The 19,440-nt window shown below is 37.6% G+C and carries 19 protein-coding genes and 1 pseudogene; 5 read left to right on the top strand and 15 right to left on the bottom strand.

Annotation, left to right across the window (positions count from 1 at the left end; all coding sequences use genetic code 11):
* The 15 genes from ABES02_RS16115 to ABES02_RS16045 all read right to left on the bottom strand — a co-directional run.
* Nucleotides 1–654, bottom strand: a 654-nt coding sequence (locus tag ABES02_RS16115; RefSeq protein WP_430136838.1) for a class II aldolase/adducin family protein, incomplete at its 3' end; no start/stop codon positions are given.
* A gap of 92 nt (nucleotides 655–746) precedes the next feature.
* Nucleotides 747–1,148 carry a MaoC/PaaZ C-terminal domain-containing protein gene (locus ABES02_RS16110; protein WP_430136835.1) on the bottom strand — a complete coding sequence of 134 codons (402 nt, stop codon included), beginning with the start codon at nucleotides 1,146–1,148 and terminating at the stop codon, nucleotides 747–749.
* The gene (locus ABES02_RS16105) at nucleotides 1,145–1,594 is read right to left on the bottom strand and encodes a MaoC family dehydratase N-terminal domain-containing protein (RefSeq protein WP_098934797.1); all 450 of its coding nucleotides are present in this window, start codon (nucleotides 1,592–1,594) and stop codon (nucleotides 1,145–1,147) included. Before ABES02_RS16105 ends, ABES02_RS16110 begins: the two co-directional genes overlap by 4 nt.
* Before the next feature lie 20 nt (nucleotides 1,595–1,614).
* On the bottom strand, nucleotides 1,615–2,379 hold the full coding sequence (locus tag ABES02_RS16100; protein ID WP_098934798.1) for a beta-ketoacyl-ACP reductase: 765 nt from the start codon (nucleotides 2,377–2,379) through the stop codon (nucleotides 1,615–1,617).
* Between the two features lie 54 nt (nucleotides 2,380–2,433).
* Nucleotides 2,434–3,612 carry an acyl-CoA dehydrogenase family protein gene (locus tag ABES02_RS16095; protein ID WP_098934799.1) on the bottom strand — a complete coding sequence of 393 codons (1,179 nt, stop codon included), beginning with the start codon at nucleotides 3,610–3,612 and terminating at the stop codon, nucleotides 2,434–2,436.
* A gap of 74 nt (nucleotides 3,613–3,686) precedes the next feature.
* The gene (locus ABES02_RS16090; protein WP_306573013.1) at nucleotides 3,687–4,400 is read right to left on the bottom strand and encodes an ABC transporter ATP-binding protein; all 714 of its coding nucleotides are present in this window, start codon (nucleotides 4,398–4,400) and stop codon (nucleotides 3,687–3,689) included.
* Nucleotides 4,384–5,187: an ABC transporter ATP-binding protein gene (locus tag ABES02_RS16085; protein ID WP_098934801.1), complete on the bottom strand. Its 804-nt coding sequence runs from the start codon at nucleotides 5,185–5,187 to the stop codon at nucleotides 4,384–4,386. Before ABES02_RS16085 ends, ABES02_RS16090 begins: the two co-directional genes overlap by 17 nt.
* Before the next feature lies 1 nt (nucleotide 5,188).
* Nucleotides 5,189–6,181, bottom strand: coding sequence for a branched-chain amino acid ABC transporter permease (locus ABES02_RS16080; protein ID WP_430136831.1), 993 nt, complete (start codon nucleotides 6,179–6,181; stop codon nucleotides 5,189–5,191).
* The gene (locus tag ABES02_RS16075) at nucleotides 6,181–7,050 is read right to left on the bottom strand and encodes a branched-chain amino acid ABC transporter permease (protein ID WP_180247623.1); all 870 of its coding nucleotides are present in this window, start codon (nucleotides 7,048–7,050) and stop codon (nucleotides 6,181–6,183) included. Before ABES02_RS16075 ends, ABES02_RS16080 begins: the two co-directional genes overlap by 1 nt.
* Before the next feature lie 132 nt (nucleotides 7,051–7,182).
* Complete coding sequence (locus ABES02_RS16070; RefSeq protein ID WP_430136829.1) at nucleotides 7,183–8,331, bottom strand: ABC transporter substrate-binding protein; 1,149 nt, start codon at nucleotides 8,329–8,331, stop codon at nucleotides 7,183–7,185.
* A gap of 295 nt (nucleotides 8,332–8,626) precedes the next feature.
* Nucleotides 8,627–10,081, bottom strand: coding sequence for a CoA-acylating methylmalonate-semialdehyde dehydrogenase (locus tag ABES02_RS16065; protein ID WP_218348774.1), 1,455 nt, complete (start codon nucleotides 10,079–10,081; stop codon nucleotides 8,627–8,629).
* A gap of 65 nt (nucleotides 10,082–10,146) precedes the next feature.
* Nucleotides 10,147–11,865: a thiamine pyrophosphate-binding protein gene (locus tag ABES02_RS16060; protein WP_098934806.1), complete on the bottom strand. Its 1,719-nt coding sequence runs from the start codon at nucleotides 11,863–11,865 to the stop codon at nucleotides 10,147–10,149.
* A 67-nt stretch (nucleotides 11,866–11,932) separates the two neighbouring features.
* The gene (locus tag ABES02_RS16055) at nucleotides 11,933–12,958 is read right to left on the bottom strand and encodes a zinc-dependent alcohol dehydrogenase (protein WP_430136826.1); all 1,026 of its coding nucleotides are present in this window, start codon (nucleotides 12,956–12,958) and stop codon (nucleotides 11,933–11,935) included.
* A gap of 73 nt (nucleotides 12,959–13,031) precedes the next feature.
* Nucleotides 13,032–13,796: an SDR family NAD(P)-dependent oxidoreductase gene (locus ABES02_RS16050; RefSeq protein WP_098934808.1), complete on the bottom strand. Its 765-nt coding sequence runs from the start codon at nucleotides 13,794–13,796 to the stop codon at nucleotides 13,032–13,034.
* A gap of 355 nt (nucleotides 13,797–14,151) precedes the next feature.
* The gene (locus tag ABES02_RS16045) at nucleotides 14,152–15,036 is read right to left on the bottom strand and encodes a LysR family transcriptional regulator (protein ID WP_430136824.1); all 885 of its coding nucleotides are present in this window, start codon (nucleotides 15,034–15,036) and stop codon (nucleotides 14,152–14,154) included.
* 484 nt (nucleotides 15,037–15,520) lie between these two features.
* Between ABES02_RS16045 and ABES02_RS16040 the strand changes: the two genes are divergently transcribed.
* From ABES02_RS16040 to ABES02_RS16020, 5 genes and pseudogenes are all read left to right on the top strand, one after another.
* Nucleotides 15,521–16,693, top strand: coding sequence for an MFS transporter (locus ABES02_RS16040; protein WP_430136821.1), 1,173 nt, complete (start codon nucleotides 15,521–15,523; stop codon nucleotides 16,691–16,693).
* 57 nt (nucleotides 16,694–16,750) lie between these two features.
* Entirely contained in the window at nucleotides 16,751–17,701 is a 951-nt protein-coding gene (locus tag ABES02_RS16035; RefSeq protein ID WP_430136818.1) for a phosphotriesterase, read from the top strand.
* 23 nt (nucleotides 17,702–17,724) lie between these two features.
* Nucleotides 17,725–17,961, top strand: coding sequence for a hypothetical protein (locus ABES02_RS16030; protein WP_430136816.1), 237 nt, complete (start codon nucleotides 17,725–17,727; stop codon nucleotides 17,959–17,961).
* A 229-nt stretch (nucleotides 17,962–18,190) separates the two neighbouring features.
* Nucleotides 18,191–18,499, top strand: a pseudogene (locus tag ABES02_RS16025) (tyrosine-type recombinase/integrase); the annotation flags it as partial.
* 210 nt (nucleotides 18,500–18,709) lie between these two features.
* The gene (locus tag ABES02_RS16020; protein ID WP_430136814.1) at nucleotides 18,710–19,360 is read left to right on the top strand and encodes a DNA adenine methylase; all 651 of its coding nucleotides are present in this window, start codon (nucleotides 18,710–18,712) and stop codon (nucleotides 19,358–19,360) included.
* Nucleotides 19,361–19,440 lie beyond the last annotated feature (80 nt).

Below are 19,440 nucleotides of genomic sequence, written 5' to 3'. Positions count from 1 at the left end.
ATCAATAATCACAGGAGACCCAACACCTTCTGCTAGCAACTGCGCTTGGCATGAACGTTCCATTGTTATAAACCACCAGGCCGCTTCATCCACAGATCTCCCTACGGTCAGTAACCCGTGATTTCTAAGTATACAAGCCTTTCGGTCTCCGAGCGCTTTTCCTATCCTACGGCCTTCTTCAATGTCCAAAACGACTCCGGTAAAATCATCAAATAATGAATGATCATTATAGAAGGCGCAGGCGTCTTGGGTTATAGGATCAAGGAGTCGACCGAGAGATGACCATGATTTACCATAAACCGAATGAGCATGCGCAGCGGCAATGACATCAGGGCGTGCGGCATGAACTTGTGAATGGATGGCAAAGGCAGCGCGATTAACGGGATAATTGCCTTCAACGACCACACCATCATGGTTACAAAGAATTAAGTCGGAAGCTTTAATTTGGCTAAAGTGCATCCCAAACGGATTTACCCAAAAATGATCCTTCCGCTCAGGATCCCGCGCGGTAATATGACCGGCGACTCCTTCATCAAAGCCAAATTTAGAAAATAAGCGGAACGAGGCCGCTAACTTTTGTTTTAAATGCAGTCTTTCCTCTTCAAATGAAGTGAAAACTGGCGGCTTATAGCTCAAAACCATTTTTGCAGACATATCATCACCCTTTAAAAATTGATAGTAATAAACCCAGCATAAGAAGAAATCCTTTTAATGCCGGGCTCTAATTTCAATTTCTGATCATCTAGTTAGTATTGGTGATACACTACTTCACCCTTTAAAACATCGTTGCCTTGTTGATTCACCGCTTGGACGGTAAAACGAAGATTATCATCCTGTTTTTCCTTTAAGGTTGCCTTGAGGGTAACCACATCATTCAAAAATACCATGCCTTTAAAACGGATCGAATAATCTTCGATGAAGCCTTCATCATAGTATTCCGTAAACAGCTTTGCCAGATTTCCCATCGTCCACATGCCATGAGCAATAATGCCTGGCAGTCCCGCCTTTTTCGCCTCATCGTCGATTGTATGAATCGGATTAAAATCCCCTGAAGCACCCGAATATTTAATCAGGTCCATCCTTGATACAGGCTCTAATTGAATTTCTTTAACCGATTCGCCAATGTTTAATTCAGTAAGTGTACTCATCGGGTCAACACCTTCCTCACCGCTTCAGAAATGACAACCGTTGAGGTTGAACTGAAAATGGTATTTCCTGCCGCATCATCGCCATAGCTTTCGAGAACGAGGAAGCCCATTTCACCAAAATTACCTTTTTTCTCAAAGTAGTTCTTTACCTTTGAATAACAATAAACCTCTTCACCCACTAATAAAGGACGGACGTAATGAAACGTTTGTTCACCGTGAATTAATCCTTTGTTAGGAAGGTTTAAGCCTTCAATTACACCGTAATCAAAAACCCTTGGAAAAGTTGGCGGGGCAATATTCTTTCCATATCTAGACTTTGCGCCAACTTCCTCATCAAAATAAATGGGATGAAGGTCGCCAATGGATTCCGCAAATTTCTTTACGGCTCCCCTTTCAACAACATTTTTTACCTTGTTAGACTGTTTGCCAATTTGATCTTTAAACAATTCATCTCCACCTCACCTAATTAACATTTTGGTCCGCCGGCTACATAGATGACTTGCCCACTTACGAACGATGATTTTTCATCTGCAAAGAAGGCAACAGCATTAGCAATATCCTCAGGCTTGCCACTTCTGCCCACTGGAATATTTGAAACACTTGCTTGAATTAATTGTTCAAAAGAAATACCTATTCTTGCAGCAGTTTCTTTTGTCATATCGGTTTCGATAAATCCAGGGGCTACAGAGTTGGCGGTAATTCCATATCTTCCAAGCTCAATTGCCAATGTTTTGGTAAAGCCTTGAAGACCTGCTTTGGCAGCAGCGTAATTGGCTTGGCCGCGATTTCCGAGAGCCGAAGTGGAAGATATATTAATAATACGTCCGTATTTTTGCTCGACCATATATTTTTGCGCAGCGCGTGCAGCATTGAAAGAACCTTTCAGATGGACATCCATTACGGTTTGCCAATCAGAATCTGTCATTTTAAACAACAGATTATCACGAATCACACCGGCATTATTGACAAGGATATCAATTGATCCGAAGGTATCATGTACCTCTTTGGCAGCTGCCTCCACCTGCTCAGAATCCACAACGTTGGCAACTTTGGTATAAACTTCATAGCCCTTTTCTCTTAATTCATTTGCTGTTTCACTTAATGCCTCTTCGTTTAAATCGATGATGGCTACCTTTGCACCTTCGCTTGCAAAAAGCTCAACAATCCCCTTTCCAATACCACGGCTGCCTCCAGTTACAAATGCAACTCTTCCAGCAAATCTTCCTGCCATTTCTCTTCCTCCCAAAATAAATATTTCTAATTAGACAACGCTTTCAAAAAGCTTTTAAACGTATTGACCAACTTTCACATGCCCTTTAAGAAGGTTACGAGAAATGATCATCCGCTGAATTTCATCTGTTCCATCGTAAATTCTCCAAAGTCTAGCTTCACGGTACCAGCGTTCAATCGGCAATTCTCTTGTATAACCCATGCCGCCATGAATTTGCAGCACGCGGTCAACGACTCTGTTACCCATATTGGCGCCATATAATTTAGCCATAGAAGCCAAATGTCGGTTGTCTTCACCTTGATCAAGCGTAAATGCCGCATTTAATACAAGCCAGCGGGCCGCTTCAATTTCAACTGCAGAATCTGCAATTTGCCATTGGATTGCTTGGCGCTCAGCTATTGGCTTGCCAAAGGTAATCCGTTCCTTGGAATAATCAATCGCCATTTGTAATAAACGTTCTGCAGCACCGACAGCCCTTGCACCCACGATCCATCTTGCAAAACCAATCCATTCTAATCCAAGGTTATAGCCTTTGTGAAGTTCACCGAGGATATTTTCCTCCGGAACACGAACATTATCAAAAACCAAACCAGCTGGACCCCATTCACCCATAGTATGTATATACTCAGATTTCCAGCCCATTTCACGGTCAACAATAAAGCAGGTTACGCCTTCACGTCCACGAGTCTCCTGATGCTTTTGTTTATCAGTAATGGCAATTGCCATTACGAAATCTGCTTCATTTCCGCCTGTAATAAAAGTCTTTTCACCATTAAGGACCCATTCACTACCATCTTTAACGGCCGTCATTTTGATATTCTGTGTATCTGAGCCTGCGCCAGGTTCGGTCATCGCAAAGCAGGACTTCTTATCACCATTGATAGTTGGAATGAGATATTTCTTCTTTTGTTCTTCATTCGCATAGTAAAGGATATTATCAGCAGAACCGCCGAAAGAAAAAGGAACGAATGTTTTGGAAACTTCCATTAATACAATTGCCATCATCATCTGACCTAAATCGGCACCGCCATATTGCTCTGGAGTATTAATTCCCCAGAACCCAGCTTCTTTAGCCTTTAATTGCAGCTCTTTCAATTTCCCTGGCGGTAGACTTGGTTTGCCTTCGCGTTCATTTCTAAGAACATCGTTTTCTAGTGGTATTAATTCTTTTTCTACAAATCTTCTAATTGTTTTTTGCACCATTTTCTGTTCGTCTGTCAGACGCAAATGCATAGTAATCACTCCATCCTTATTCTTGGAATCTAGTTTTTTACCCTTAAAATAATATGCAATGACACATTAGATTATTAGAGTCCCAAATATGCAGCTTTAATTTCCTCATTCTTTAATAAAGAACTAGCCTTGTCTTCAAGGACTATTCTTCCCATCTCTAAAACATAGCCTCTATCTGCCATTTTTAAGGCCAAGTTCGCATTTTGTTCTACTAGCAATATACTATGGCCTTTCTCATGCAAGGTCCGAATAATACTGACTACATTTTGTACTAACACAGGACTTAAACCTAATGAGGGCTCATCAAACATCAAGAGCTTAGGCTCTGACATGATTCCTCTCCCAATGGCTACCATTTGCTGCTGTCCACCGCTTAAACTGCTGGCAAGTTCATTCCTTTTCATGTACACATCTGGAAAATATTCATAGACCTTTTCCAGTAACTCTCGCAAACTTGCACCTTTTTTCGATTTCTTGTATCCCATTTCAAGATTTTCTTTTACTGTCATATCAGGGAACAATTGTCGTCCTTCTGGGACAAGCGTAATCCCAAGATTGTTGGTCTTATAATATGGAGAATTTGAAATATTTTCTCCATAATAATTTATTTCACCCGATTCTATTGGTTCAATCCCTGCAATTGCCTTAAGTGTTGTACTCTTGCCCGCTCCATTTGCACCAATTAAGGCAATCATTTCTCCTTCATTAATATGGAGAGATATTCCTTTAACCGCTTTAATAGGACCATATGAAACATGAACGTCCTTTAACTTAAGCAAATTCCACACTTCCTTCCTCTTTTGTGTGGTGATCCTCATCAGGAGTACCAAGATAAACCTCGATTACCTTAGAATTATTACTAATCTCCTTTGGAGTGCCTTCCGCTAATTTTGCACCCTGATCTAGAACAACAATATAATCACAAAGATTCATTACAACCTTCATATCATGTTCCACAATTAAAACTGTAAGGCCTTTTGTTTTTAGTTTTTTAATAATTTGAACTAGTTTAGCGGACTCCGTTTCATTCATGCCTGCTGCTGGCTCATCCAATAGTAATAATTTTGGATTAGCAGCTAGGGCAATCGCAATTTCTAGCTTTCTTTGTTCACCATACGGAAGACTTTTCGCTTGTTTTTCTTGCTTATCTTCTAATTCCATTAGCTTTAATATTTCAATTGCTCTTTGTTTACTCTTATTTTCCTCTTCGATGTACTTTTTCCGATTAGTAAAGGCGTATTTTAATAATCCCTTCACTTCCAAATGCTGCCCCGTCAGAATGTTATCTAACACAGAAAGTTCTGAAAACACGCTTGTATGCTGAAAAGTTCGAACCATTCCTAATGATGCAGTCTGATGGGCATTCAATTTAGTTATATTGGTACCGTTGAAAATAACTTCTCCCTCTGATGGTGGTAAAAAGCCACTTATCAGATTAAAACAAGTCGTTTTTCCAGCACCATTGGGACCAATTATACCAACTATGCTTTGCTCCTCAACTGTAAATGATATATTTGAATTCGCACTTAAACCTCCGAACCGTTTACTTAAATTGGAAACTGATAATAAAGTCAAATTATGACACCTCCTTTTCTTTCTCCATGCTACTTTTTAAATGTTGTTTAGGCTCTTTATCCTTTTGCATTTTTGTACTAATCACTTTAATCAGATTGGCAATCCCCTTAGGAATAAACTTAATCGATAAAACTAATATGATACCGAATACAAGTAGTTGGACTTCCGGGGACATCCACAAGAATTCTGGAATAACTGTGAAGATAAAGGCACCAAACAATGGTCCTAGCAAGAATCCTTTTCCACCGACAATTACCATTAATAAAGCTTCAGTTGTATAATGGACGGATAAAAGATCAGGGGTAATAATTCCAACAAAAGGTGCGTACAATGCCCCAGCCACCCCCGCAATAATGGCTGAAATCGTAAAAGCAATAATTTTATATTTAGAAACATGAATTCCAATTGAACTTGCTAACAGACTTCCTTCTTTTATGGCTAAAATTCCTCTCCCAAAAGGTGTCCTTAATGTGAATTTAATAAAATAGATGACTCCTACTAACAATAGACAAACAAAGTAGTAATAAATCATTGGATCAGTAAGAGAAGTTTGCGTAAAGGGTATTATTGGAGAAGAAACACTTAGCCCCATGGCGCCTCGGGTAATATCTGTCAGATTAAGAATGATTAGGCGAAACACTTCTGCGAATGCCAGCGTAATGATGGCAAAGTGAACACCTTGGAGACGAAGTGATAAAAATCCGACACACATTCCAACAAAGCCGGTTAATACTAAGGCAAGGAGTAAACTAATAAAATACGGAAATTCTAAGCTTTGATTTATTAAGGTCGTAAAGTATGCACCTAAGCCAAAAAACGCAGCATGACCAAATGATATTTCACCAATGTAACCGACAATAAAGTTTAGGCTTAAAGCAAAGATCGAGAAAACCCCAAATGTGATGATAATATTTAAGTAATAAGGATTATTAAAATTAAATGGGAGAGAAATTAAAATTAGTAATATTAGGATGAAAGGCAGCTTCTTTTTCATTATTGTGACCTCCTTTGAAATCCAAAGATTCCCTGAGGACGAATTAATAATACGAGAATCAAGATTACATAACCAATAATATCCTTCCAAGAGTTCCCCACTAAGGACGATGCCCCTGTTTCAACGAATCCAAGTAACATTCCGCCGATAATTGCCCCAGGAACACTACCTAACCCACCCAAAATAACGATGACAAAACCTTTTAACATAACACTCGTACCCATTGTGGGTGTTACATAGGTGGTTGGTCCGATGAGGATTCCAGCAAGTGTGGCTAATAAAACCCCAAAGATGAAGGTAAAGGAATAGATTCGTTTAATTGAGATCCCTGAGACCATGGCCCCCATTCTATTCTGTGATACGGCCCGCATGAGCTTCCCTAAATGACTGTGCTTGATAAAGAGATTTAGCAACACGATGACCACAATACCCAAAAGGACAATGACTATTTTTTGTTGAGTGATAAAAACATTTCCAATATGTACGACACCGTTAAACGGACTACTTATTTGCCTCGGAGTCGTTCCATATGCAATGGCAACCATGTTCAATAAAACAATACTTAAACCAAAGGTGGCAAGTAATGAGTTTAAATGATCGGTATCAAGTAATGACCTGAGCGTAAATTTTTCAATCAACCATGCAATCAAGCAAATGATGATGATAGTCACAATTCCTGCCTGGAAATAATTTAATCCTAATTCTTGTTGAAGGATATACGATCCAAATGCCCCAAGCATATAAAATTCACCATGGGCAAAGTTGATCATTCCTAATATTCCGAAAATTAACGTTACTCCTAAAGCAAACAAGGTATAAGTTAATCCAATAACTAACCCATTCGCTACTAATTGATTGATAATTTCCAAAAATATATCCACCTTTCTTCCTTTTAAATATAAGTATCATTCTTTATTCATTATGGAAATAAACAAGGAAATCATTGAATTTTTAACCAAATAGCTTCTCCAATAGAAGCTATTTGGTTAGTGTCTATCAATCTACTGTTGATATGGAACTACTTTACCATCCTTAACAGTTAATGGGATAACTTCTCCTAAAGCTTGGCCGTTCTCAAACTTTAAATCACCTCTTGGTGACTGCCAATCTTCACTTTCTAAAGCTTTAGATATAGCCTTATAGTCAGTGGACGATCCTGCTTTATCCATTGCTTTTGCCACAAACCAGATGGATTCAAAACCTAACATTTCCTCTTTTTCCGGTTTATGATTGTATTCTTTTTCAAATGCGGCTACAAATTCTTTGTTCATCTCATTATCAATGGTATTTTGATATAGGTCGGCAGAAATGATTCCTTCTGCAACATCACCTGCTAACTCCACCATTTTTGAATTGATATTACCGGGTGCAAGTAACTTCATCGTGTTATTAAAACCAAGCTGATGTGCTTGTTTGAAAATCGCTGAATTTATTTCAATGCCAGCACCAACAACATATAATGCATCAGCATTGGCTGACTTTAACTTTGTTAACGGGTTAGTAAAATCTGTTTCAGTAAAGTCAAAAAACTCAGTTGCGACGATTTTGGGTTTCCCACTACCAGACCAGTTTTTCTTCAAGGCCTTTAATTCAGCTTGACCATAATCAGTGTTTTCAGCGATGACCGCAACCGTTTTAGGTTTAAGCTGTTCTGCAATAAACTTGTGGAAAACCTTTCCATCCATATCAATGGTACTATTTAGTCGGAAACGGAATGAATCACGGTCGGTCATAATATCTGGAGCTTTTGAAACAGTAACAACATTTAATAATTTATTTTTAGCAACATCTTTTGTTGCCATGGTAACGGAACTGTTTAACCCTCCAGTAATGGCATTAACTCTGTCACTTTCAATTAATTTCTTAAATTTCGTTACACCTAACTCCGGCTTTGATTGATCATCTTCAGTTACTAAGGTAATTTTGCGTCCTTTTAATATCCCGCCATCATCATTAATCATTTTGGCTGCCAATTTCGCACCATCTAATGTTTGCTGTCCATACAGGGCTGATGGTCCTGTCAATGGAAGAACCGCACCAACTTTTATGTTTCCGCTTTCATTTTTACCAGAACCATTTGATGACTGTGTACATGCTCCTAAAATTAAAACCAATACTAACATTAAAGCTGTAAGTATTCTCTTCCTCATAATTACTCCCCCTTTAGTTTAACTACTTTTATAACTTGCAAGTTCCATGCCAATCATAATACCTAAAAAACGGCCTATTCTACGTTTCGATTTAGAATTTCACCTATATAATAATCCACCCTTTACCGGGATTAACGTACTTTCATTGAATAAAACAGGTCTCTTACATCGTTTGAACTCTTTAGTTATTAAAATAACAACATAATACCAATAATAAAAATCATTGAAGCGACCTTTTAAATTCTAAAAAGAATAATAAGGTCGCTTAATCAAATACCATTTACACACTTATGTTTTAATATCTTGCCGTCACCATTTTCTTTCTTGTATAGAACTCCACTCCGTCCGTACCATTCGCATGAAGATCACCGTAGAAAGAATCTTTCCACCCGGAGAATGGGAAAAACGCCATTGGTGCTGGTACTCCAATATTAACTCCTAACATACCAGAGTGGATGGTTTCACGAAACTTACGTACGCTTCTGGCATCGTTCGTATAGATACAAGCACCGTTTGCAAATCTAGAATTGTTTGCAATTTCAATAGCCTCTTCTAATGTTTTGACGCGTATTACAGATAATACTGGTGCAAAGATCTCATCCTGCCAGATTTTCATTTCTTGTGTAACATGATCAAAAATAGTCGGTCCAACAAAATAACCATCACCTTTTACCGCCGCGTCTTTCCTTCCGTCACGAATGAGGCGGGCTCCATCTTGAACGCCTGATTCAATATAGCCCAACGTGCGCTTCTTATGTTCATCACGTATCACTGGCCCTAGGAATACGGTTTCTTCCAATCCGTTTCCGATTACGATGTTGTTCGCTGTTTCTACTAATCTTTGAATCAGTGCATCTGCAACTTCTTCCTGTACTGTTACAACAGAGGCAGCCATACAGCGCTCACCTGCAGATCCAAATGCTGCACTAAAAATTTGGGAAGCAGCATCTGCAAGATCCGCATCATTTAACACGATGGAGTGATTTTTTGCACCTGCTAATGCTTGAACACGCTTCAAATTTTCCGTTCCCTTTTTGTACACGTATTCTGCCACTGGCTGTGAGCCTACGAATGAGATTGCTTTGACAAGTTTATGCTCAAGTAACCCATTTACTACATCATGCGCACCGTGAACGATGTTCAAAACACCTTTTGGTAATCCTGCTTCATTAAATAGCTCCGCAAGACGGTTAGCTAAAAGTGGAGTACGCTCTGATGGCTTTAAGACAAATGTGTTGCCGCATGCAATTGCAAGTGGAAACATCCAACATGGTACCATCATTGGAAAGTTAAACGGGGTAATACCGCCTACCACTCCGATTGGATAACGATACATACCAGATTCAATATTAGTAGCTATATCTGGAAGTTGTTTTCCCATCATTAATGTTGGTGCACCAGATGCAAATTCTACACACTCAATTCCTCGTAATACTTCACCATGGGCTTCTTTGAAACTTTTTCCATTTTCAATAGTAATTAATCTAGCAAGTTCATCCCAGTTGTCTACTAACAATTGCTGATATTTAAATAGAATACGAGCACGCTTTGGAACTGCGACTTGTGACCATGATTGAAAGGCTTCGTTTGCCACTTGTACGGCTTTGTCTACATCTTCTTTTGCAGAAAGAGGTACTTCTGCGATTATTTCTCCTGTTGCAGGGTTATAAACAGGCTGTGTTTTAGTAGTAGAACCTTCTACCCATTCTCCCCCGATATAGTTAAACAACACTTTTGATTGTACTAACATACTAAATTCTCTCCTTTAGATAAAATTATGGAAAAACAATAACAACATCTGAATGAAAGAAATGTTTAGTATGCTTGACTAGTTACTGGTCCTTGTTTCGCCTTTTTCATGGCCTCACGATAAGGCATAGTTGGAGCTTGCCATTCATCTGTATACACATTAATTACACTTGGACGGTTTGCTGCAAGTTCACGTTTCAAGATTGGTCCTAAATCTTCTATGTTTCGAACGTTTTCTCCAACGATTCCATAACTTTCAGCAATCGTTCCAAACTCGTAACTTCCTAACTCAACAGATTGATTATTTCTATCGAAATTAAGTTGCTGTGTCCATTTTGACCATGATAAAACTGCATTATTAAAGACTACATTGATAATTGGTAAATTTAGTTGTTTAAGAGTTGCTAGTTCACCAACATTGTAACTAAATGCACCATCACCGCTAATAGCTATTATACGTGATCCTGGACGAGCCATAGCTACTCCAAGAGCAAATGGCAGAGAAGAACCTAATCCCGCAGCTCCACGTGGAAGAATGATTTGACGACCTTGTCTTTTTAATTCCAGGAAACCTCCAGCCCAGCCACTTGAAAAACCAGCATCGCAAGTAACAAAATCATTTTCTCCCAATTGGTCCACTATAGCTTGAACAGCAGCTTGAGGCCAAATAGGATTATTTTTACTGTAGCACTCCTCAGTGCGAGCTAGTAACCACTTCTCTTTTTCTACTTTGACTACATTTAACCATTCACTAGAAGTTTCGAAGTTTGAACCCTTCAACTCCACTAAGATTTGTTTTAGGACTTCGCGTGCATCTCCCCATAATGCAACATCTGCGTTAATCACTCGTCCGAATTCAGCAGGATCCACATCGATATGAATTAATTCCTGATCTGCTCTTGGCCAAGTCCAACGATAAGAGCTATTTTGAGAATGCTTATATCCAATTGCAAGAATTACATCTGCTTGGTCAGCAACTACTTTTGCACATGGACTTCCTAGCTCACCCAGTACTCCAAGGCATAAGTCACTAGTTTCAGCCACACTTCCTTTACCAGTCAATGTCGTTACGACTGGAATCTTATAATTCTCTGATAATTGGGCAATCTCATCATAAGCTTGAGAAAGTTGAAGACCTCCGCCTGCAAGAATAATAGGCTTCTTAGCAGCTGTAAGGAGATGTACTGCTTTAGCAATTTCAGATTCAGGTGCAGAACATCTGAATTTAGGGTGATTACTAGTTCCTGATAGCGGTTCCAAATCTGTTGTCGCTTGGAAAACATTTTGAGGTATCTGAACAACAACTGGGCCAGGACGACCTGAAACTGCCGTATGAATAGCAGCACCTACTACTTTAGAAAGCATTTCAATACTTGGAACATTAAATGTCTCTTTAGCAAAAGGCTTTAACATTTCAAGTTGATTTCCACCTTGGCTAATACGTCCATATTGTTGCAATAGAACAGAATTTTGTGGGTGATCACTTACAAGTACTAGAATAGGTACTGAACTATTAAAAGCTTCCATTAGTCCGGAAGGGAATTTAGTAGCTCCTGGGCCTACAGTAGCATCACAAACACCAATTCGACCTGTTACTCGCGAAAATGAATCTGCTGCTAAACCTGCTGTAGTTTCATCTCTAATCAAAATATGAGTGATATCTTCTTTACGTTGATATAATGCATCATAAAATGCATTTGCCTGTCCCCCTGGCATTCCAAAAACATGAGTTACTCCATGTCTAATAAGTGTATCAACTAACATATAACCTCCATGACGCTGCATAACTATTCCTCCTATGAATTAGTATTTTTATAGAAAAGATATGGTTAGAAATCTACTAAGGACCAACTTATAGCTTAAAGAGTACCTTGGTCTGCTCTTTGTTTTTAAAAGCTTGAAAGGCCTCTTCCCACTGCTCTAGGTAATAAAAATGATCAATCAGACGTGAAAAATCGACTTTTCCATCTTGAACAATACGAATCGAGTTTTCCCAATCAAGTTTCGTGTGTCCAATACTCCCAATAACTTTAATTTCCTTATAAGCAATTTTCATAAAATCAACAGTTATGGGTGTGCTCCGAGTGCCTATTTGCACATATTGGCCGTCTCTTCTGCATAACTCTAAACCTTGATTTACGCCTCCTGCAGTCCCTGAGCACTCCAAAACAATGTTTGGGCCTTGGCCGTCTGTTAAATCCAATAATGAAGCCTCACTATTATTTTGATCAGAAACTAAAACCAAATCAGCTCCCACTTTTTGAGCTAACTCAAGTCTCTTCTTGTCTTGCTTAAGTCCAGCTACAACAACTGTAGCACCGTAAGCTTTACAAAGAAGTACTGTCATAAGTCCAATCGGCCCAGGACCAATCACAAGGACCACATCGGATGGCCTAATTGTAATTTGATTCAAAGCATGTACCACTACTGTAAAAGGTTCTAATAATGCTGCTGTAACCAAATCAATTTCTTTAGGCAGAACGTGGATTTGATCTTTATTAACTTTTACATATTCAGTAAAAACTCCATCATGATCAAAACCAATTCGAGTCTTTTCCGTACAAAGGTTTTCTCTTCCTCCAAAACATGATTCACATTTCCCGCATGAAGAATAAATCGTACGGGCCACAACATTCGTGCCGATCACTAAATCCTGCACACCAGTACCAACTTCTGCAACTTGACCACTAAATTCGTGTCCAAGGACCAAAGGATTCTTATAAGCATGATAATGTCCATCATATATTTTCATGTCCGTTCCACAAATGCCGGCAAAGTGTATTTTAATGACCACTTCATTATGGCCCGGTTCTGGTTTAACTACTTGTTGCAATAAAACATCTCCAGGATCAAAGCTTTGTTTAAGTAAGGCTTTCACCAATAATTCCTCCAATTCATTTCAATGAAATGCTTCCCTGGTGTATTTTAACAATCCCCAACAAAATTAATTACTATATCATCAATCTTCCACCATTTATGTCTATAACTACTCCAGTAAGATAACTTGATTGAGGAGTAACTAGAAATAGAATAGTATTTGCCACCTCTTCAGGTGTTCCTAGTCGTCTTAATGGAATATTATTTATTATTTGTCGGTTTACTTCTTCTGCAACATCTTTAATCATTGGAGTGTCAATGCGTCCTGGGGCAACTGCATTTACATAAATTCCACTTGGACCGAGTTCTCCAGCCATTTGACGCGTAAGAGAAATAAGACCTGCTTTACTAACAGCATAATGAGCTCCAGTAACGGCACTATAGGATCTTCCAGCTTGAGAGGCAATATTCACAATATGACCACTTTGATTTTCCTTCATTAATTTAACAGCAGCCTGCGAGGTATAAAATGCTCCATGTAAGTTGATGTTTATCACTCTATGCCATTCTTCTACATCCATGTTTTCCACTGGAACTCGTCCGTTTTCTCCTTTTGGAGATATACCCGCACCATTTACCAGAATGTCCAATCGCCCAAACGTATCTTTTATAACCTTTGCAACAGATTCAACACCTTTTTGATCTGAGACGTCTAGTTGAATGGGTAAAGCCTCGACACCTAAATCTTTTAATTGGATAGAAAGGTCCTGAGCACGGTCGAAATCTATATCAGAAACGACTACGTGACTACCTGATCTTGCTAAAGCTTTACATGCCGCACCTCCTATACTCCCGGTGGCTCCTGTTATCCAGCTGACAGCATTATTTAAATTCCCCATATAGTCGCTCCTTTGGAAATGGTAACAATTTAATAAAAAACAAATTGTTACTAATTTTATTTGTTTAATGAGATGTAAATTGTTAAAGAATCAAAAAATAAACGTCTAAAGGGATATACCTCCTATAATTTTTTGAACATTTTGAATTTCATCCTTTGATAAAAGTGTAAAAAATAGTTATCAATATGTAAAATACCAAAATGATATGTTATCCATATGTAACTCGTATGTTTTATGAATATCAACGTAAAAACCCAATTTATAAAAATAACAATACCTAAGTCTAAACAGTTATAAAAAATCCATCTCCTAAAAAACAGAGATGGGAATGTTTTTTCTACTAAACTAAGAAACGTCACTTAATAGCGCAATACTTAGTGATTAAGTTCTTTAATTTTAATACCGTAGGATTCGTCTCATTTTGCCGCCATATAACAGCAGTAGGTATGTAAATCTCCGATTCTCCAAATGGTACTATTTCTAAACCATCTGTCGATTGGTAACAACCAGACTGCGGAGCAAGTCCGATTCCCGGTCCATGTTTCACCATCTTAAGAAGTGTAAGAACAGTTTCTGTATGTCCGATGATAGTAGGTTTTATCTTAGCTTCTTCAAACCTCTGGACAATTTGTGCGAAAGCACTATGGGTAGTACTTCCACGAATTAAAACCAATGGCCTCCCCTTTAAATCCCTCGGTAAAATTTTCTCCTTTGCAATTAATGGATCATCTTTACGAAGAACAACTCGAATAGGATCGTTTCCTAGGATAGAATAATTAAGTTCTGTATTATGGATAGGTAAACGAGTAATCCCCAAATGAGCTTCTCCACTTTGTACTAATGAAACGATTGTTTTTGAATGGCCTTCTTTAATTGAAAAATGAATATTTATGTTTTCGCTCCATATATGTGCCAACGCCTCACCTATCGTAGCCGAAAAAACGGGTAAAATAGCTAACGTAATATTTCCCATAACTAAATTTTGAGGATCTGATAAATAGCCAAGAAGTTCATGATATTGACGAAGGAAAGGAGTTACCTTTTGTAAAAGGAGTTTTCCTTCTTCAGTCAAAATGACTCCCTTTTTGTGTCGTTCAAATAACATTACCCCCAGATTATTCTCCATATTTAGAATTTGTTGGCTAAGGGGTGGTTGTGACATGTTTAATTCCTTAGCAGCCCTTGTAATGTTTCCTAACCTTGCCACTGCTTCAAAATACTTAAAATTTCTAAAGTCCACTCGTTTTCACCTGACCTATCCATATATTCTAAATTTTCTGATTAATATAACCATAGTTTATTTTATCATTTTTTCAATTATCATATGCTGGGGATATGATATTAATATTAGAAATATATTGTACATTTGTAAAGTGTTTGTTTATCATAAGAATACAAGATTATGAAATATCAGTATTTTGACAAAATTGAAAGATTTATTAACTAAACGTAGCTGTATGGTCATTGCTGATGATTTTTTCTTCCGCTTTCAATAATCATGCTTTTCTCCTTATTCCCATTTGCTCTTGAAAAAAATTCAAACGCTTACATTTAGCGAATGTTCTAAATTTATTTAAAAGGAGGTTCTACAAAACTTTAGAGATAAAGCTTTTACTTAATATGCGAGGAGGAAAATGATGATTTATTCTTCAAATGTAAGAAATGACCCTGAAGTAGGAAAAACCTAATGGAAAAGTTTATGGACATCTTTTGCAGGCTGGTGCATGGATTCAATGGATGCCATGCTCTTGGCCCTTGTTATTCCACTTTTATTAACACAATGGAATATGTCAACTGGAGAAGCAGGTCTTATTAGTTCTGCAACATTAGTAGGAATGATGGTAGGAGGAATTGGCTGTGGCATTTTGGGTGATTATTTTGGCAGGGTAAGAATGTTAACATTTACTGTCATCTTTTTTTCAATTTTTACTGGTATTTCAGCTTTTGCACAAGATCCAGTACAGCTTGGAATTTTTCGATTTTTTGTTGGACTTGGATTAGGAGGCGAATGGGGACTTGGAGCCTCACTAATTTCTGAATATTGGCCAAAAAGGCATAGGGCAAAGGCAACTTCTTTTGTTCATAGTGGTTATCCTGTAGGGTATGCTATTGCGTCATTACTTGGATTCTTAATTTTACCTGCATTTGGATGGAGAGTTCTGTTCCTAATAGGTATATTGCCTGCATTTATTATATTAATGTTTAGGAGAGGATTAAAGGAACCACCAAATTGGAAGGAAAAAACAAAAAAAGTGAAGGAAGAAAAAAGTACCTTTACTCTATGGATGCTTTTTAAAGATGGTTACGTAAAACGAACTATATTGGCAAGTTTACTTTTACTGTTTAATTTAGGCGCATATTGGGCTGCTTCGTCTTGGATACCCACTTTTTTAGTGAAAAGTCATAATTTGTCGCTTGGGATGGCAAGTTGGTTTCTAATCGTTTTAAATATTGGTGCTGTGTTTGGTCACCAAGTTGGTGGATATTTATCAGATAAATATTATAGAAAGTTCACTTTATTGCTAGGACAATCTCTTTCAATCGTACTTATTATCGCCTATATGCTCATTCAAAATATAACCTTCCTTTTTCTAGTAGGAATCATATTTGGTTTCGTTATTTATGGTTATTGGGGAACATTCGGCGCTTACCTAGGAGAATTATATCCGACACATTTGAGATCAACTGGGGTTGGACTTACATTTAATATAGGACGGATAGGAGGGGCTCTTACACCTACTATTGTAGGATTTATGGCAGAACATATGCAACTAAGCGGTGCAGTATTAATCTTTGGATCTATTTGTTATGTATTTGGAATTATAGTTACTATTCTAAATAAAACTGAACAGGTCACATCCGAATATTCTCATGATGAATCTGTTATGGATATGTAAAAGAATACTGTTTTGCACCTTACTTATCTAAGAAACTATAAAAAGGAGATTCATACGATGAAATATGTGAATACTGTAACTGGTAAAATAGATTTTTCAGAACTTGGAAGGACATTAGTACATGAACATTTACGAATTTGTTCTGAAGCTGTACTCGTTCAGTTTCCTCATATTTATGATGAAGAAAAAGAATTTAAGAATGCGGTAGAACAAGTAAACAGGGTAAAGATGCAGGGGATCAAAACCATTTGTGACCCGACAGTCATGGGGATTGGAAGAGATGTTCACTTTATGGAAAAGGTTGCCCTTGAAACAGAGATGCAGATTATTTGTGCAACAGGAATTTACACATTTAACGATCTCCCCCAACATTTTCAAAATAGGAATATTGATTACATGGCACAAGTTTTTATCAGAGACATAGAAGTTGGTATTCAAAATACTTCGATAAAAGCAGGATTTCTGAAATGTGCAACAGACGAACAGGGATTTACCCCTGATGTTGAAAAAGTAATACGAGCTGTGGCACAAGCTCATCAAGTAACGGGTGTGCCCATCATGACACACTCACATCCACAAAGTATGAATGGAATTAGGCAACTGGAAATTTTCAGGGAAGAAGGTGTTGCGCCCAATAGTATTCTCATTGGACATACTGGGGATACAGATAACTTGGAATATATAGTAAAAGTTCTTTCTTATGGAGCGTTTATTGGAATGGATCGTTATGGAATAACCGCCAGAATGTCATCTGAAAAACGAAATACAACCGTTATCGAATTGGTTAAGCAGGGTTTTTCAAATAGAATGTTTTTATCTCAGGACTACTGTTGCTCTACGGATTGGTTTCCGGAAAGCGAAATGAAAAAAAGACCCAAGTGGACGATGTCTTATATTATGGATGAAATTGTCCCTGAATTAATCGAACTAGGAGTCACTGAAGCACAGATTAAAGATATGATGCTTTTGAATGCACAGAGATGGTTTAAAGGCAGTGATGAAATCTGATCAACTTTAGAAAAATAATTGTCTTGTCTTCAAGCAATAAGAAAATTGTGGGGAGTGGAGTAGATAATGAAAAAAATAAAATTGAAAAAACTTTTTTGGGAAGTTTCCTGATGTTCTTTGAAAGACCGATCACAGCGACTTTATTAGGGATTTCTATTGTCATTGTGTTATGGAACGTTTTTAAAAAGGCGTTACCGGTTAAAAATTCCCCTGTAAGCAATGAACAAGAACAAGAAGACATTACTATCAAAACATCATAATCCTAAAACCTTTACTAGCTTGAATTAATAAGGAAAAACATGAGCTGACCCAAAAAGTCGTGAGTCACGGCTTTTTGGAGTAAGCTTTTCTTTTGTTTTACAGAGTATACATAGGATTTGAAAATTGAATGTGAGAAGAGTCAGGTTTTATGACAACCCAACAGGAAGCGTTTCTTTCGATCAATAAGGCACAACTGGTACAAGGAATGTTACTGGGCGTACTTGGTGTAAACAGACAATGCTGTCATTTGGTAAAAATGACTTTGTTTTTATTTCATATCAAACGGGAACTCCTACAGGAGAAAACACCATCAAGTATAGCTTTGACAGGATCATCAAAAAGACAGGTTTAAAATCCATCACACCTCATGGGTTACGCCATACCCACGCAACAATCCTAATCAGTAAAAAACAGTCTGTTAATGTGATAGCTGAACGGTTAGGAAATATTCCTCAAATGATTTGGGATACTTATAGTCATAACTACAAAGCCTTGGAAGAAGAATCTGTAAATTTTTCGGAGGTACTAAATTTATAAATTAGGGGAGGTTTTAAAAATACAGCCTTCAATCCCCTTGAATACTAGGGTTTTAACGAATGTAGATGATTACTCACGTTAATTGATTTGCTCTTTAAAGAGCATTGACAAAAACCCTAGAAACCGCGTTATATCAACGCTTCTAGGGTTTTTTCTTTTATTTCTGCTTTGTATAATCATGTATTCTCCTCTAACTATTTGGGGGAGGTATTGGGGGCTGTTTGGGGAGGATTTTCCAACAAATTTAATTCAGTGGACAGACGTGTTCAGCTTCATGAAGAAATTTGTGAAAAAATATTAAATACGAAACCAACCTTGGAATTATGGAAAGAAAAAAGAAATATTTCAAGTTACAATAGTATTTTGGACCAGGCTTTTGATTTTCTTTTTTTCAACAGAACAAATTTTTCAGGAATCTACACTGCTAATCCCATTGGCGGAATGCAACAAAAATCTGACTACCCCATTGATTGTCGTTGGAATCCTCAAATGTTATGTAAAAGGATTGTAGAATGCTCAAAAAAACTACAAGGGGTAAAAATAACTAATTTAAGTTTCGACGACGTAATTTTAGCTCCAGGTGAAAATGTCTTTATGATTATTGATCCACCTTATTATGTAAAAGGCGATTCCCTTTACCCTGTAAGTATGTCTCATGAAGACCATTTTTATCTTGCAAGCCTTCTTACAGAAACTAATCATAAGTTTCTCCTCACGATCGATGATTGTCCTGAAGTTAGGTCGATTTATCAGCATGAATCATTTTTTTTAAACCAAGAGAGTTGGAAATATTCTATTTCACAAAAACGGGATAAGAATAAAAAAGGAAAAGAGCTTTTTATATCCAACTTTCCTTTGTGATTTAAGCTTAATCCAAAAGAAAAAAGCACTTCGAAATGTTCTGCCCCGTAAATGTTAGACACTCTACTAACATAAAGTGT

The organism is Neobacillus pocheonensis (genome assembly GCF_050477905.1).
Taxonomy (GTDB): Bacteria; Bacillota; Bacilli; order Bacillales; family Cytobacillaceae; genus Neobacillus; species Neobacillus pocheonensis_A.
This window is presented reverse-complemented; position numbering and strand designations above follow the sequence as displayed.